At 67.9% G+C, this 14329-nt stretch carries 14 protein-coding genes; 4 read left to right on the top strand and 10 right to left on the bottom strand.

What is annotated here, in order from left to right; genetic code table 11:
- A partial coding sequence (locus JHC81_RS10525) for a DNA translocase FtsK (protein ID WP_292174256.1) occupies window positions 1-2368 on the bottom strand: 2368 nt, incomplete at its 3' end.
- 142 nt (window positions 2369-2510) lie between these two features.
- Between JHC81_RS10525 and JHC81_RS10520 the strand changes: the two genes are divergently transcribed.
- Complete coding sequence (locus JHC81_RS10520) at window positions 2511-3764, top strand: UbiH/UbiF/VisC/COQ6 family ubiquinone biosynthesis hydroxylase (RefSeq protein WP_292174254.1); 1254 nt, start codon at window positions 2511-2513, stop codon at window positions 3762-3764.
- A 27-nt stretch (window positions 3765-3791) separates the two neighbouring features.
- Here the strand turns inward: JHC81_RS10520 and JHC81_RS10515 are convergent, their stop codons facing one another.
- Window positions 3792-4364 carry a cob(I)yrinic acid a,c-diamide adenosyltransferase gene (locus tag JHC81_RS10515; protein WP_292174252.1) on the bottom strand — a complete coding sequence of 191 codons (573 nt, stop codon included), beginning with the start codon at window positions 4362-4364 and terminating at the stop codon, window positions 3792-3794.
- A 3-nt stretch (window positions 4365-4367) separates the two neighbouring features.
- Entirely contained in the window at window positions 4368-4574 is a 207-nt protein-coding gene (locus JHC81_RS10510) for a twin transmembrane helix small protein (protein ID WP_292174249.1), read from the bottom strand.
- A gap of 120 nt (window positions 4575-4694) precedes the next feature.
- On the opposite strand from JHC81_RS10510, the gene JHC81_RS10505 reads away from it, so the two are divergent.
- The gene (locus JHC81_RS10505; RefSeq protein WP_292174247.1) at window positions 4695-5816 is read left to right on the top strand and encodes a hypothetical protein; all 1122 of its coding nucleotides are present in this window, start codon (window positions 4695-4697) and stop codon (window positions 5814-5816) included.
- A gap of 93 nt (window positions 5817-5909) precedes the next feature.
- Here JHC81_RS10505 and ahcY read toward each other — a convergent pair whose 3' ends face one another.
- Window positions 5910-7301 carry an adenosylhomocysteinase gene (gene ahcY, locus JHC81_RS10500; RefSeq protein ID WP_292174245.1) on the bottom strand — a complete coding sequence of 464 codons (1392 nt, stop codon included), beginning with the start codon at window positions 7299-7301 and terminating at the stop codon, window positions 5910-5912.
- A 150-nt stretch (window positions 7302-7451) separates the two neighbouring features.
- On the opposite strand from ahcY, the gene bioB reads away from it, so the two are divergent.
- Window positions 7452-8483, top strand: a complete 1032-nt coding sequence (gene bioB, locus JHC81_RS10495; RefSeq protein ID WP_292174244.1) for a biotin synthase BioB — start codon at window positions 7452-7454, stop codon at window positions 8481-8483.
- A 34-nt stretch (window positions 8484-8517) separates the two neighbouring features.
- Window positions 8518-8913 carry a Tat pathway signal protein gene (locus JHC81_RS10490; RefSeq protein ID WP_292174242.1) on the top strand — a complete coding sequence of 132 codons (396 nt, stop codon included), beginning with the start codon at window positions 8518-8520 and terminating at the stop codon, window positions 8911-8913.
- Here JHC81_RS10490 and JHC81_RS10485 read toward each other — a convergent pair.
- The 6 genes from JHC81_RS10485 to JHC81_RS10460 all read right to left on the bottom strand — a co-directional run bounded on the left by JHC81_RS10485 (window position 8910) and on the right by JHC81_RS10460 (window position 14128).
- The gene (locus tag JHC81_RS10485; protein ID WP_292174241.1) at window positions 8910-9104 is read right to left on the bottom strand and encodes a Trm112 family protein; all 195 of its coding nucleotides are present in this window, start codon (window positions 9102-9104) and stop codon (window positions 8910-8912) included. The genes JHC81_RS10490 and JHC81_RS10485 overlap by 4 nt on opposite strands.
- A gap of 115 nt (window positions 9105-9219) precedes the next feature.
- Complete coding sequence (locus tag JHC81_RS10480) at window positions 9220-9879, bottom strand: LON peptidase substrate-binding domain-containing protein (protein WP_292174238.1); 660 nt, start codon at window positions 9877-9879, stop codon at window positions 9220-9222.
- Window positions 9880-9890: 11 nt separating this feature from the next.
- Window positions 9891-10787 carry a thioredoxin gene (gene trxA / locus JHC81_RS10475; protein ID WP_292174235.1) on the bottom strand — a complete coding sequence of 299 codons (897 nt, stop codon included), beginning with the start codon at window positions 10785-10787 and terminating at the stop codon, window positions 9891-9893.
- A gap of 73 nt (window positions 10788-10860) precedes the next feature.
- The gene (locus tag JHC81_RS10470) at window positions 10861-12672 is read right to left on the bottom strand and encodes a heparinase II/III family protein (protein ID WP_292174232.1); all 1812 of its coding nucleotides are present in this window, start codon (window positions 12670-12672) and stop codon (window positions 10861-10863) included.
- Window positions 12669-13328, bottom strand: coding sequence for a ribulose-phosphate 3-epimerase (rpe, locus tag JHC81_RS10465; protein ID WP_292174230.1), 660 nt, complete (start codon window positions 13326-13328; stop codon window positions 12669-12671). The genes JHC81_RS10470 and rpe overlap by 4 nt, the downstream gene beginning before the upstream one ends.
- Before the next feature lie 44 nt (window positions 13329-13372).
- A complete protein-coding gene (locus JHC81_RS10460; RefSeq protein ID WP_292174227.1) occupies window positions 13373-14128 on the bottom strand; it encodes a dienelactone hydrolase in 756 nt (251 codons plus the stop codon).
- Between the last annotated feature and the right edge of the window lie 201 nt (window positions 14129-14329).

Below are 14329 nucleotides of genomic sequence, written 5' to 3'. Positions count from 1 at the left end.
CGTCGCGTTTCCCTGCGTGGTTGGCCGGTGACACGACGCCTTCCTGCTCCATCCGTTCGATCAGGGAGGCGGCGCGGTTGTAGCCGATCTGCAGGCGGCGCTGGACATAGGAGGTCGAGGCCTTGCGGTCGCGGGTGACGACGGCGACGGCGCGGTCGTAGAGGTCGTCGCCAGAACTTCCGCCGCCATCGTCGAACCCGCCCGCATCGCCGTCGCCGTCGGGATCGTCGGTGATCAGGTCCAGATAGTCGGGCTCGGCCTGGGCCTTCAGGTGGTTGCAGACGGCCTCGACTTCCTTGTCGTCCACGAACGGGCCGTGCAGACGGGTGATGCGGCCGCCACCGGCCATATAGAGCATGTCGCCCTGGCCCAGCAGCTGCTCGCCGCCCTGTTCGCCCAGGATGGTGCGGCTGTCGATCTTGGAGGTGACCTGGAAAGATATCCGGGTCGGGAAGTTGGCCTTGATGGTGCCGGTGATGACGTCCACCGACGGGCGCTGGGTGGCCATGATCAGGTGGATACCGGCGGCGCGCGCCATCTGGGCCAGGCGCTGGACCGCACCCTCCACATCCTTGCCGGCAACCAGCATCAGGTCGGCCATCTCGTCCATGACGACCACGAGGAAGGGCAGCGGTTCGGGCCGGATCTTTTCGCTTTCGTAAACGGGGCGGCCCTGCTCGTCGAAGCCGGTCTGGACCGTGCGCTCGAAATGCTCGCCCTTGGCCTGGGCCTCGCGGGCGCGGTCGTTGTAGCTGGCGACGTTCCTCACCCCCAGTTTGGACATCCGCCGATAGCGGTCCTCCATCTCGCGCACCGTCCATTTCAGGGCGACGACGGCCTTCTTCGGATCGGTGACGACGGGGGCCAGCAGGTGCGGGATGCCGTCATAGACCGACAGCTCCAGCATCTTGGGGTCGATCATGATGAAGCGGCACTCCGCGGGGCTGTGGCGGTACAGGATCGACAGGATCATGGCGTTGACCCCGACCGACTTGCCCGAACCGGTGGTGCCCGCGATCAGCAGGTGGGGCATGCGCGCCAGGTCGGCGACGTAGGGCTCGCCCCCGATGGTTTCGCCCAGGGCCAGCGGCAGCAGGTGGCTGGGCTTGTCGTATTCGGTCGAGGCCAGGAGGTCGCGCAGATAGACGGTCTCGCGCCGGGCATTGGGCAGTTCGATGCCGATGGCGTTGCGACCGGCCACCACGCTGATGCGGCAGGCACGGGCCGACATGGAGCGGGCGATGTCGTCCGACAGCGCCACGACGCGGCCATGTTTCACGCCCGGCGCCGGTACCAGCTCATACAGGGTAACGACCGGGCCGGGGCGAATCTGGTCGATGACGCCGCGCACGCCGAACTCCTGAAGCACGCCCTCCAGCATCTTGGCATTGGCCTTCAGCGCCTCTTCGTCGACGGTGCCGACGCGCTTCTCGGGCTTGGTCAGCATGGTTAGCGGCGGCAGGTCGAAGCCGGTCGAGGGGCGAGCGAAGTCGAAGGCGACCTGGGCATCGTCGGCCTCGCGCTTGGACGCCTTGGGGGCCTTGACCGCGGCGACCTTGGGCTCGGGCGCTGACTGGGCCGGCAGGGGCGCATAGGCGGGGGCAGGTTCGGCCCAGGGCGGAGTTTCGGCGGCATCCGCCGCGACACGTCCGGTCGGGACGGCATCGAGCTCAGGCTCGGGCGCGGGGCGCTGGCGTTTGGGCGCCGGGGGCGTGGTTTCATGGGCGACCTTGGCGGCGGGAGCGCTGCGTCGCATGCCGCCGATCCAGCTCAGACCGTCGGTCAGGTCCGAGACGCGAAGGCCGATGGCATAGCCGACGCCCCACAGGCCCAGCGGCAGGAATATCACGCCCGCCCAGACCGGAGCGCCGGGCACGCGGATAGCGGCGCACAGGCTACGCACCAGGCCCACAATGCCGTCACCCCACAACCCGCCCAGGCTGGACGCCAGCGGCCAGGCGGCGGGCGCGGCCAGGGCCGACAGGGCGGCGGACAGGCACAGCACGCCCAGGGTCGCGGAGAGGGCCTTCAGCGGCGTGGGCTTCAATCTTTGCTGGACGATGTCGCCGATGGCGCGGGACAGGCCGAAGGCGATCAGCAGCAAGGCCGTGGGCCAGGCGGCCAGGCCGAGCGACTGCATGAACAGATCGGCGAACAGAGCCCCATTGGCCCCCAGCCAGTTAGTCGGTGCCGCACCTGACGCCGCGTTCAGGCTGGGGTCGGACGGATTCCACGAGATCAGGGCGACCAGCAGCAGGCTGGCCAGTAGGGCCTGCAGGACACCGCGAAACCGCACCGCGATCGGCGCGTCCCAAAGGATGCGCGCACCGCTCCAGGCCTGCATTCCAATGGCAAGGGCGGCGGACATGCGGGGGCGAACTCCAGACGGACTAATCGTGCCCGCACTTGTCGCCCACTCAGGGTTAAGAGGGCATTTACCAGATGGATGAGGAGAGATGCCGCGACCTCGCGGCACTGGACGGCGCGCGGCGGTGGCGCGACAAGGCGGAATGACACAGGCTGATCGCTACGACGTCGTAATCGCCGGGGCCGGAATGGCGGGGGCGACCTTTGCCCTGGCTGCGGCACAAGGCGGGCTGAAGGTCGTGCTGATCGATCCCCAGCCGTTCAGCGCCCAGTTGGCCCCGACCTTCGACGGGCGATCCACGGCCATCGCCTTTTCGACCTTCCGCATGCTGGACGCCCTGGGTGTCGGAGACGGCTTGCGGTCTCACGCCTGCCGGATGGATCATATCCTGGTCACCGACGGGCGGCGGCCCGGTGCGGCGTCGAAAGGGGCTTCAGCGGCCTGGCTGCGGTTCGATGCGGACGAGATCGGCGATCGAAACGGCGGCGAGCCCTTGGGCTATATGGTCGAGAACCGCCGCATCCGCTCGGCCCTGGCCGAGGCCGTCACGGCTGCCGGGATCGAAGTCCGCGCCCCCGCTGCGGTGAGCGCTGTGGAGGCCGGGCCGGGGCTCAGCACTATCACCCTGGCCGACGGATCGGTCCTGACGGCCAGCGTCGTCGTCGGGGCCGAGGGACGGGGGTCGCTGGTGCGGCAGGCAGCGGGCATCGACACCACCGGCTGGTCCTATGGCCAGAGCGGCGTCGTGGCGACGGTGCAGATGGAGCGCGACCACGGCAATGTGGCGCATGAATATTTCCTGCCCGCCGGGCCGTTCGCCATCCTGCCCCTGACCGAGCGTCGGGCCAGTCTGGTCTGGACCGAGACGACACGGCGGGCCGAGGCGCTGCGGGACGCGTCGGACGAAACCTTCCATTCGCACCTGCGTCGTCGGTTCGGAGACTTTCTGGGTCGTGTCACGGTGGCGGGGCCGCGCTTCGTCTATCCGCTGTCGCTGCAACTGGCCGAGGCCCTGACAGCCCCGCGCACGGCCCTGATCGGCGATGCGGCCCACGCCGTGCATCCCGTGGCCGGACAGGGTCTGAACATGGGGCTGAAGGACGCCGCCGCCCTGGCCGAGGTGCTGATCGAGGCGATACGGCTGGGCGAGGATATCGGCGCGGAGACGACGCTGGACCGCTATGCCCGCTGGCGCCGGTTCGACAATGCGGCTTTGGCGGCCGGCTTCGACGCCTTCGTGCGGCTGTTCTCCAACGATATCGCGCCGGTCCGGCTGGCCCGCGACCTGGGCATCGCCGCCGTCAACCGTATCGCCCCCCTCCGCCGCGCCTTCATGCACGAGGCGGGTGGGGCGACGGGCGATCTGCCGAAGCTGCTGCAGGGTCAGGCGATCTGAGCCGCAGCCTGGCCCCGCGTCCGGCGGTCAGCGTGTCGCGCCCGGTTTCCATTTGACGTCTTCGGCCCCGTTGGCATTAGCCCGGCGGGCGGCGCAGAACAGGTGGTCGGACAGGCGGTTCAGATATCGGATGGCGGCGGGGGTGACGGCCTGTCCCGCCTCGACCAGCCGGATCGCCTCGCGCTCCGCCCGGCGGGCCACGGTGCGGGCCAGATGCAGATGCGCCGACAGCGGCGCGCCGCCCGGCAGGATGAAGCTGTCCAGAGCTTTCAGGCTCTCGTTCATCCAGTCGATCTCGGCTTCCAGCCGCTCGACCTGGCTGTCGAGGATGCGCAGAGCCTCCCATTTCGGCACCGGGTCCAGCGGTGTGGCCAGGTCAGCCCCCAGGTCGAACAGCTCGTTCTGGATGCGCGCCAGCATGGCGTCGATGCGGTCATTCTGGCCGGAGTGCAGGCGGGCGACGCCGATGACGGCATTCAGTTCGTCGACACAGCCGTAGGCCTCGACCCGCGCATCGCTCTTCGACACGCGTGCGCCGGACGCCAGTCCGGTCTGCCCGTCATCGCCGGTCTTGGTGTAGATGCGGTTCAGGACGACCACGGCTCAGGCGCCTTGCGTGGATTTCCACCACATGCCGACGACCAGCAGAACGATCGCCACAGCCTGTAGCGCAACCCGCAGCCGCATCAGCTTGTTGGAGTTCGACCGTGCATAGTCCCCGCCTCGATACAGCGAATAGATGCCGAACCCGAGGGTGATCGCCACCCCGCCGATGGCCGCAAGGATCAGGATGTTGAACACGTTTCCCATGTCGACAACCTAGGCCGCGCAGGCCCGATACGCCATAGGCGCGGCTGCGACATGGTGGGCCAGGTCAAAGCGTGGCCGCTAAGGGCATGGTCATCTTTTTCGGTCAAACACGGTTCGACCATGACCGATCGCTCCGTCCGCAACCTTGTCCATCTGCGCAGCTCCGCCTCCACGGCGCGGGTACTGAACCTGCTGAATGTCTACAAGGATCACGGCGACGAGGAGGAATGGGCCGAAAAGCCGCTATTCCGCACGCCCCAGCTCAATCGCTCGATGATCATCAAGCACCGGCTGCGCCGCGACGAGCTGGACGCCTTTCCGATCAAGCGCCAGGTGGCGACCAAGATCGTCATTCCGATCGACACCAACGACCTGCGAACCGGGGGGCGGTTCCTGTTCGTCGGTCAGCGCCATTTCGAACGGCTGATGAAGGAGGCGTTCGGGGTCGAGCATGACCACCCCGATATCGCCACGCTGAAGCTGCTGGACCGGCTGCCGTCGCTCGACCCGTTCCTGCTGCGCGAACAGCTGAAGCGGAACGGGGTGGAGCCCGCGCCCTGCTATCTGGCGATCAGCGAATCCGACATGGCGCGCATGCTCCACTTCGTGGAGGAGGAAATCCGCCCGCTGGTGACGCTCAGCCTGGGCGGGGAGAATGCCAATTCCGCCTCGTCGCGGCGTCTGGCCGGCAAGATCCTGTCCAATGAGCCGGGTGATCGCATGGAGGCCCTGCGCCACACCCTGCGGCTGGAGCCCGAGGACTATCAGGAAGGGATCTTCTGCTGGAAGGGCTTCCTCTATTACAAATGGGTGCTGAACAGCCTGCGCGGCGAGATCGACGGCGTGGCCAAGGCCGTGCGCACGGTCAAGCCGATCGGCAAGGTCGACCGGGCGGCCAAGGAATATCTGGACCGGGGTCGCGAGGTTCTGAGCGACCGGATCACCCAGACCTGTCTGGAGGTCTCGCGCACGCTGAAGATCTATGACGACGCCTATGTCGGCTTGTCGGTCGAGGGCGGAGCCAATGCGTTTCGGGACTTCCTGCTGTCGGCCCCGAACCTGTTCGCGCGCCTGGGCGATCAGCTGGGCGCGGTCCAGCATGTCGTCAGCTTCTGGCGGTTCCGCTTCGGCCCGAATGCCAATCCAGTCAGTGTCGACGAGTTGATCGACATCTTCATGGACTTCGAGAACGGCCTGGCCGACCGCAGCCAGGACCTGGGCCAGTCGATGATCGCGGCCTGATACGACAAGGGCCGGAAGCGCAACGCTCCCGGCCCAAATCATTTCACCATCTCGCTCAAGCAGCGACCCACCGCGTCGCGAGCGCTAGCGCTCTTAATACCTGTAATGATCCGGCTTGAACGGGCCTTCCGTCGAGACCGAGATATAGTCGGCCTGTTCCTTGGACAGTGTCGTCAGCTTGGCCCCCAGCTTGCCCAGGTGCAGCATGGCGACCTTCTCATCCAGGTGTTTGGGCAGGACATAGACCTGGTTGTCGTACTTGGCCTTGTTGGTCCACAGCTCGATCTGGGCCAGGGTCTGGTTGGTGAAGCTGGCCGACATCACGAAGGACGGGTGGCCCGTGGCATTGCCCAGGTTCACCAGACGGCCCTTGGACAGCAGGATGATCTTCTTGCCGTCCGGGAATTCGACGTGGTCGACCTGCGGCTTGATCTCGTCCCACTTCATGTTCTTCAGGCCCGCGACCTGAATCTCGCTGTCGAAGTGGCCGATGTTGCAGACGATGGCGTTGTGACGCATCGCCCGCATGTGGTCGACGGTGATGACGTCCTTGTTGCCCGTGGCGGTGACGAAGATGTCGGCCTTGTCCGCGACGTCGTCCAGGGTCTGGACGTCATAGCCTTCCATCGCGGCCTGAAGCGCGCAGATAGGGTCGATCTCGGTCACGATCACGCGGGCGCCGCCCTGGCGCAGCGAGGCGGCCGAGCCCTTGCCGACGTCGCCGTAGCCGCAGACCACGGCGACCTTGCCCGACAGCATGACGTCGGTGCCGCGGCGGATGGCGTCGACCAGGCTTTCGCGGCAGCCGTACAGATTGTCGAACTTGGACTTGGTGACGCTGTCGTTGACGTTGATGGCGGGGAACGGCAGGTCGCCCTTCTTGGCCATTTCATACAGGCGGTGAACGCCGGTGGTGGTCTCTTCCGACACGCCGCCGATGGCGTCGCGGATGGCCGAGTAGAAGCCGGGCTTCTCTTTCAGATACCGCTTCATGACGGCGAAGAGGGCCTCTTCTTCTTCGTTCTGAGGGTTGTCCAGAACGCTGATGTCCTGTTCGGCCTTGGGACCGAGCACGCATAGCAGTGTGGCGTCGCCGCCGTCGTCCAGGATCAGGTTCGGATAGCCGCCGTCGGCCCATTCGAAGATCTTGTGGGCATAGTCCCAGTATTCTTCCAGCGTCTCGCCCTTGGTGGCGAAGACCGGCGTGCCGTTGGCGGCGATGGCGGCGGCGGCGTGATCCTGGGTCGAATAGATGTTGCAGGAGGCCCAGCGCACCTCGGCACCCAGCGCTTCCAGCGTCTGGATCAGCACGGCGGTCTGGATGGTCATGTGCAGGCTGCCGGCGATGCGGGCGCCCTTCAGGATCTGAGAGGGACCGAACTCTTCGCGCAGCGCCATCAGGCCGGGCATTTCGGTTTCCGCGATCGCGATCTCCTTGTTGCCGAAGGGGGCCAGGGAGATGTCGCGTACGATATAGTCAGTCATGGGCGGGGGTCCGGTCGATGAGGGTTGCGCGCATATAGACCGCCCACCCCCTCGCGGCAAGAAACCCATAAGGATGTCTTTATGTGTTTGGCGGTGGCGGGGTCTCTGTAACAGCTTGGCGGCACGGGCCGGCGGCGCTAATCAGCCGTCATGACCCAAGCGACCGCTCACCCCATGGCTACGCCCCGCAACGACTGGACGCTGGAGGAGGTCGAGGCCCTGTTCGCCCGCCCCTTCATGGAGCTCGTGTTCGAGGCCGCGACGGTTCACCGCGCCTGGTTCGATCCGTCCGAGGTGCAGAAATCCCAGCTGCTGTCGATCAAGACCGGCGGTTGCGCCGAGAACTGCGGCTACTGCTCGCAGTCGGCCAGTTTCCAGACGGGGCTGAAGGCCGAAAAGCTGATGGACACCACAACCGTTCTGGCCGAGGCGATGGCGGCCAAGGCGGGCGGGGCCTCCCGCTTCTGCATGGGCGCGGCCTGGCGTGAGTTGAAGGATCGCGACACGCCCAAGCTGGCGGCGATGATCTCGGGCGTGAAGGCCCTGGGGCTGGAGACCTGCGCCACCCTGGGGATGCTGACGGCGGATCAGGCGCGCCAGCTGAAGGACGCGGGTCTCGACTATTACAATCACAACCTGGACACTGGCCCGGAATACTATGCTGAGGTCGTCACGACCCGGACCTATGACGACCGGCTGGATACGCTGAAACATGTGCGCGATGCGGGCATGTCGACCTGCTGCGGCGGCATCGTGGGCATGGGCGAGGCTCGCCGGGATCGGGCCGGTCTGCTGCATGCGCTGGCGACCCTGCCGGTCCATCCCGACAGCCTGCCGGTCAATGCCCTCGTGCCGGTGACGGGCACGCCGCTGGGCGACCGCGTCAAGCGTGAGGGCGAGATCGACCCGATCGAGTTCGTGCGCACGGTCGCCGTGGCGCGGCTGGTCTGCCCGCGCGCCATGGTTCGCCTGTCGGCCGGGCGCGAGACGATGAGCCCGGAGATGCAGGCCCTGTGCTTCCTGGCCGGGGCCAACTCCATCTTCGTGGGCGGGAAACTTCTGACCACGCCCAATCCGGAACAGGACGAGGATGCACAGCTGTTCGCCCTGCTGGACCTGAAGTCCATGGCTCCGCAGATCGCGCCTTCACAAACACAGGTGGCACAGACGCAGGCCGCGTAACCGGACCTTAAGCGCGCCGTGCGAAGGTCCGCCCATGGATCGTCGCGCTCTTCTCGGCCTCGCGGCCCTTGCCGTTTCCGCTCCCTCCGCCGCGGCGGCGTCGGGCGGCGGCGGTGCCGCGCCCCAGGCGACCTTCATGCGCCTGCCGACCGTGACGGGCAGTGTCTCGGGGGCCAATGGTCGCCGCGCCGTCATGTCGGTCGAGGTCGGGCTGGACGTGGCGGACGCTGCGCTGAGGACACGCGCAACCCAGTCCGCCCCACGCCTGCGGGCCGCCTATAATACAGTGGTACAGCGGGTGGCCTCGACGACCCTGCCCGGCATGGCCCCGGATGTGGAGCGCCTGGTCGCCCAGCTTCAGGCCGCGACCAATGCAACACTGGGACGGGCTGGTGCGCGCCTGCTGATCGGCACGGTGCTGGTCGTCTAGTCGAGCGTCCGCGCTTCTTCCGTCAGCATGATCGGCACCCCGTCGCGGATGGGGAAGGCCAGCTTGGCCCCCTTGGACACCAGTTCCTGGCGCTCGCGATCATAGGACAGGGTGCCACGCGTGACGGGGCAGACCAGCACTTCGAGAAGGCGCGGATCGACAGCGGTCGGGGTGTGGAAGGTGTCGGACATAGCGGCAGGGTATAGGTTCTAGGTTCTAGGTTCTAGGTTCTAGAGAAGAGCGCAGATGGGCTACCGCCAGGTTTTCCGTTCCCTGGAACCTAACCCCTAAAACCTAGAACCTTTCTCACTGCATGGACGGCGCTTCGCCGTCTCCGGCCTCGGCGGCGTCGATGGTCAGAAGCGCGGTCAGGACAGCGGCGCGGTCGGGCAGGGTCACGGCCTCCAGCAGCGCCTGCTTCTCGGCCCCGTCGAAGGGCAGGGCCATCGACAGGCTGTTGATCAGGGCCTCGGGCGGGGCGGTCTCGGCGGTGTCCCAGTCGATGTCCAGACCGCGCGTCTCCATATAGGCGCGCAGGGCGTCCAGCAGACGATCCCGATCCAGCCCCTCGTCCTCGCGCGGCGGGGCGATCAGATCGGCTTCATAAGCACCGAAGTCAGCGCGGATCTGACGATAGGGCGTCTGGGCCGGGATTTCGCTGGCCAGCCGGAAGCGGGCACAGCCGGTGAGGGTGATCAGATAGCGCCCATCCGACGTCTCGGCGAAACTGGTGATCCGGCCAGCGCACCCGACCGACGACAGGCTGGGCAGGCGGCGCGGCCCCGCCGTCGGCTGAAGCATGCCGATGATGCGGTCGCCCGCCATCGCATCATCGATCATGTTCAGATAGCGGGGCTCGAAGATGTTCAGCGGCAGCTGACCGCGCGGCAGGAGGATGGTCCCGGGCAGCGGAAAGACCGGGATCACCTGGGGCAGGTCGCTGGCCTTGACGTAACCCTGAGCCACGCGGCGCTCCTTCAGGCGAATAGGATGGAGGACAGGCGGCGGCGGCCGTCTCGGGCCACGTCGGACGCTGGTCCCGCCGCTTCGAAGACCGTCAGCAACTGCTTGCGGGCGGCCTGATCGTTCCATTCGCGGTCGGCCGCGACGATGGCCAGCAGGCTGTCCACCGCCGCCTTGAAGTCGCCGCCGGCCGCCTGGGCCAGCGATAAATCATAGCGGGCCTGATGATCGGACGGGTCGGCGGCGACACGGGCCGCAAGAGCCTCGGCCTCGCCGGTCGGCGCGGCGGACGCCAGCGACAGTTGGGCGCGCAGGCTGACGACGTCGGCGTTCTTCGAATCCGGCGCGGCCATGGCCAGGGTCTGGCGCGCCTGATCGGCGTCGCCGTCGGCCAGATAGACCCGCGCCATGCCCGCGATGGCGCTCTCGTTCTCCGGCTCCAGTGTCAGGACCTGGGCATAGGCCTGGGCCGCGCCGCCGAGGTCGTTGAGCGACAGGGACTCCGCGCCAAGCGACAACAGCTGTTCGACATCCGAGTTGATGCCGGGTCCGCCCGCCAGCTTGTCGATGAAGGCCTTCAGCTGGCTTTCCGGCACCGCGCCCTGAAACCCGTCCACCGGCTTGCCGTCGACGAAGGCATAGACGGTTGGGATGGATTGGACCCGCAGCTGCCCCGCATAGGCCGGGTTGGCGTCCACATCGATCTTGACCAGCTTGACCTTGCCCCCAGCGGCCCGGACGGCCTTTTCCAGCATGGGTGTCAGGGTCCGGCACGGCCCGCACCAGGTCGCCCAGAAGTCCACGATCACGGGCTGGACCTTCGAGGCTTCGACGATGTCGGCCATGAAGCCGGCGTCTGAGCCGTCCTTGATCAGGTCATCGGACGCAGCTTTGGGGTCGGCGAAACTCATGAAACGATCCTGTGCAGACAAGCGGTAACGCGGCAACGGTCAGATGGTCGCGGCGGTGCCGAACCTCAAGAGCTCAGGACGGATCGGACCCCGCCCCGGCGGGGCTCAACTTCCAGCGTATCTTGGTCTCGGCATCCGTGCGGGCCGAGCCGCGCACCACGATCTGGAGCGAACGCCGTGTCAGACCCTCGTCGACATGGACCGAGGGTTCGATGGCCACGTCAGGCCCGTCGGTGCGGAACCACCAGCCCCGTCCCGAGTGGCCGCGCAGCAGGATGGAGCGCCGGTCGCGGGCCAGCGAGGCCTGGACGCCCGGCTCCAGCTGGAACCGCACAGCATAGGGGGCGGCAATGGGGCGAACCCCCTCGCGATGACCGGGCGACGGATGCAGCCGCTCCTCGGCCCGCAACTCGTCCAGCTTCTGATCCAGATACAGGCGGCGCTGGTGCAACAAGCCGAAGCGCGCGGCCCAGCCATCGTGCTCGGCCTCCAGCCAGACGGCGGCCTCGCCATCACGGTGGTTGACCTCCACATGCAGGGGTGGGCCGATCAGGCGCGGCCCCATGACCTCGGCCTTCCAGCCACCCAACGGCTCGGCGATGGTGCTTTCGCCCAAAGTCAGCGTCGAATGGCCGGGTGGCAGGCGCAGCCCCTGACGATCCAGCGCCTGGGGCGTCCAGCCACAGCCGGTCACCAGCCGATCCTTGCCGCACAGGATTTCCAGCGCCATGGGTTGGGCGCAGGCTGCGGCAGACCAGGGGCCACGCGCGGGCCCGGCCGTGTCGGCGATCACGGTCAGCAGGGGGCTCTGGATGCGGACGATGCCGCCCACGCTGCCCGACAGCGACGATGTCGGCGCGGCCTCATCGTGCGCCCGTGCGGCGGCGACCCGCGCCGCCGTGGACGGCCCGCCGCCTTGCAGGGTGGCCAGTCGGCCATCGGGCAGGGCGTGGATCCGCAGGGCGCGCGTCAGGCGCTGGATGGCGCGACGCACAGGCTCGGGCGTCGGCTCGGACACCTGGCCTAGCACGTCGGTCAGGGTCAGCAGGTCCAGCAGCAGCTCCATCCCGGCCTCGGGGCTGCGTGAGGCATGGCTGCCGTCGCCCAGGACCGTGCGACCGAGGGCGGCGGTCAGGCGATGCAGGGCGGTCCGGCGCAGGCCAACACCCGACTTGCCGGCCAGGGTGCAGCCCGCAACGGCCACGGCGGTCAGGGCGGTGGCCTGTTCGGCCAGGCTGGACGGCGGGCGCAGCAGCTGGCGGGCCTGACGGGCCAGCAGGTCGGCCAGTTTCAGTCGCTCGGCCTCGGTCGCGACCTGCCCCATCCGGCGGGCCGCACAGGCCAGGTTGAAGGTTCGCCGCGCCAGAATGGCCGGGCTCCAGGCGAACGGCGACCAGCGCGCAAAGGTGGTGGCCCAGGCCAGGGTCAGCCTCAGGGCCTCGCGCGCGCCGCGCTCCTCCTGCAGCATCAGCGACGGCAGCCACTGGAAGCCGTGCAGTTCGACGGCAAAGGCGCGGTTGGGGCTGGGCCGGTTCCACGGATCGTCGGGCGCGGCGGCCTCCAGACTATGCCCTGCCAGGGTGAACCGCCCGCCGAGAACCAGACGCCCGTTTTCGGAATCGACGGGGCGCGGATCACGCGGCGTGGCGGCAAAGCCCTGAGCCGAATGGCCACCTAGGGTCATCGTATAGCCGGGCAGGCCGTAGAGCTCGATCCAGAGCTGACGGCTCAGCAGCCGACCGGCCAGGGCGGGCCATTGGCTGAGGTCGCCGCTGGTCTGGCTGGCGCGGACCGGCGTACGAACCGGCGCCCCGCGCAGGCCGGGGATGGCATCAGCGACCGCAGGCGGGGCCGCGTCCTGATTGTTCTGGCCCGGAATATTCACGCGGCCTTCAACGCCGCGATATTGGCGGCATAGGCCGACGGCCCGCCCTTGAACACGAATGATCCGGCGACCAGGGCATCGGCGCCGGCGGAAACGCAAGCCGCGGCATTGGCGGAGGTCACCCCGCCGTCGACCTGCAGATGCGCCCGGGAGCCGGCGCGATCCAGCAGGGCGCGGGTCCGCTCGATCTTCTTCAAGGTGCTGTCGATGAAGGACTGACCCCCGAAACCCGGATTGACCGACATCAGCAGGACCAGATCCACCAGCTCCACCACCTCGGCCACGACATCGAGCGGGGTGCCGGGATTGAGGACGATACCGGCCTTGGCCCCCAGCTGGCGGATGCGGCCGAGCGTCCGGTGCAGGTGCGGCCCGCTCTCGGGATGGACCGTCAGGACATCGGCTCCGGCCTCGCGATAAGCCTCCAGCCACGGATCGACCGGCGCGACCATCAGATGGACATCGAACGGCAGGCTGGTGTGCGGCCGGATGGCCTTCACGATGTCGGGGCCCAGGGTGATGTTGGGCACGAAATGGCCGTCCATCACATCGACGTGGATCCAGTCCGCGCCTGCGGCCTCCAGGGCGGCGACCTCCTCACCCAGGCGGGCGAAATCGCTGGCGAGGATCGACGGGCAGATCAGGGGCGCGGTCATGACGGGGGGGATAAGCCGGGACGCCCGCAGGGGCAAGCGCGGGCTTATACCGGTGGTGCCACGGCCGTGTCGGCCAGCAGGGCGGAGAAGCGGCGGATGGCCTCGGCTGTGAGGTCGGGGTCGTGGCGCATGGGCGGGGCGGAGGTCGGCTCGTCGAACGCATGCGTGCCCTCCGCGATCCAGGTCTCGACCTCGGCTCCGCAGTTGCGGACCATGGCATGGACCCGCTCGGCATTGCTGACGCTGGTCAGGTGATCGGTGCGCGAGATGACGGCCAGGGTCTTGGGACAGTGGGTCCAAGGCCGCATCCGGTTCAGGGCCGCGATGCCGATGTAGGGATAGCAGAGGTAGACGGATTTCACCCCGTCCAGGGCGATCTCGCCCGGGTTCTGGACGCCGAGCGTTCCCCGCGTCCGTGCCGAACTCATCGCCTCCATGATGCCCCAGCCGCCGTGGCTCCAGCCTGCCAGGACGATGCGCGAAGCGTCCACGTCCCGCCGCTGAGACACACCATGCAGCGCGGCCAGGACGTCCCCGGCCCGCTTGTCGCCGCGCAGTTGCAGGCCCGAACAGACCGTGGCGAGGGCATAGGCCCGGCTCCATCCCCGCGGCGCGTAGGAATCCACGATGAGGGCCCGCCAGCCCGCGGCCTTTGCGGCCTCGGCATAGAGCGGCAGATGCGGCCGCATACCCCCACACCCGTGGAACAGGATCACGGCCGGACGCACGCGGTCGTCATCGGGGCCGACCTCGATCGTGTGTGGCTCAAGCCGGGTCCAGCGGGCAGAGAGGGTGTCCATTGTCGAGACTTATCCCTTCTCCCCTTGCGGGTCGACGAACGATCGCATGCGATCATGAGGAGGGGTGGCAGGCGAAGCCTGACGGATGAGGGGTCAAGCCGGTCCGTCTGTAGAGTTTCGTGCGACCCCTCACCCGACCGCACCAGAACGTCGGCTTTCGCCGCCGTGTGCGGTCTCCCTCTCCCGCAAGGGGAGAGGGAC

Source organism: Brevundimonas sp. (genome assembly GCF_016463295.1).
Lineage (GTDB): Bacteria > Pseudomonadota > Alphaproteobacteria > Caulobacterales > Caulobacteraceae > Brevundimonas.
Note: the sequence above shows the minus strand (reverse complement) of the source record. Positions and strands in the feature narration are given on the sequence as shown.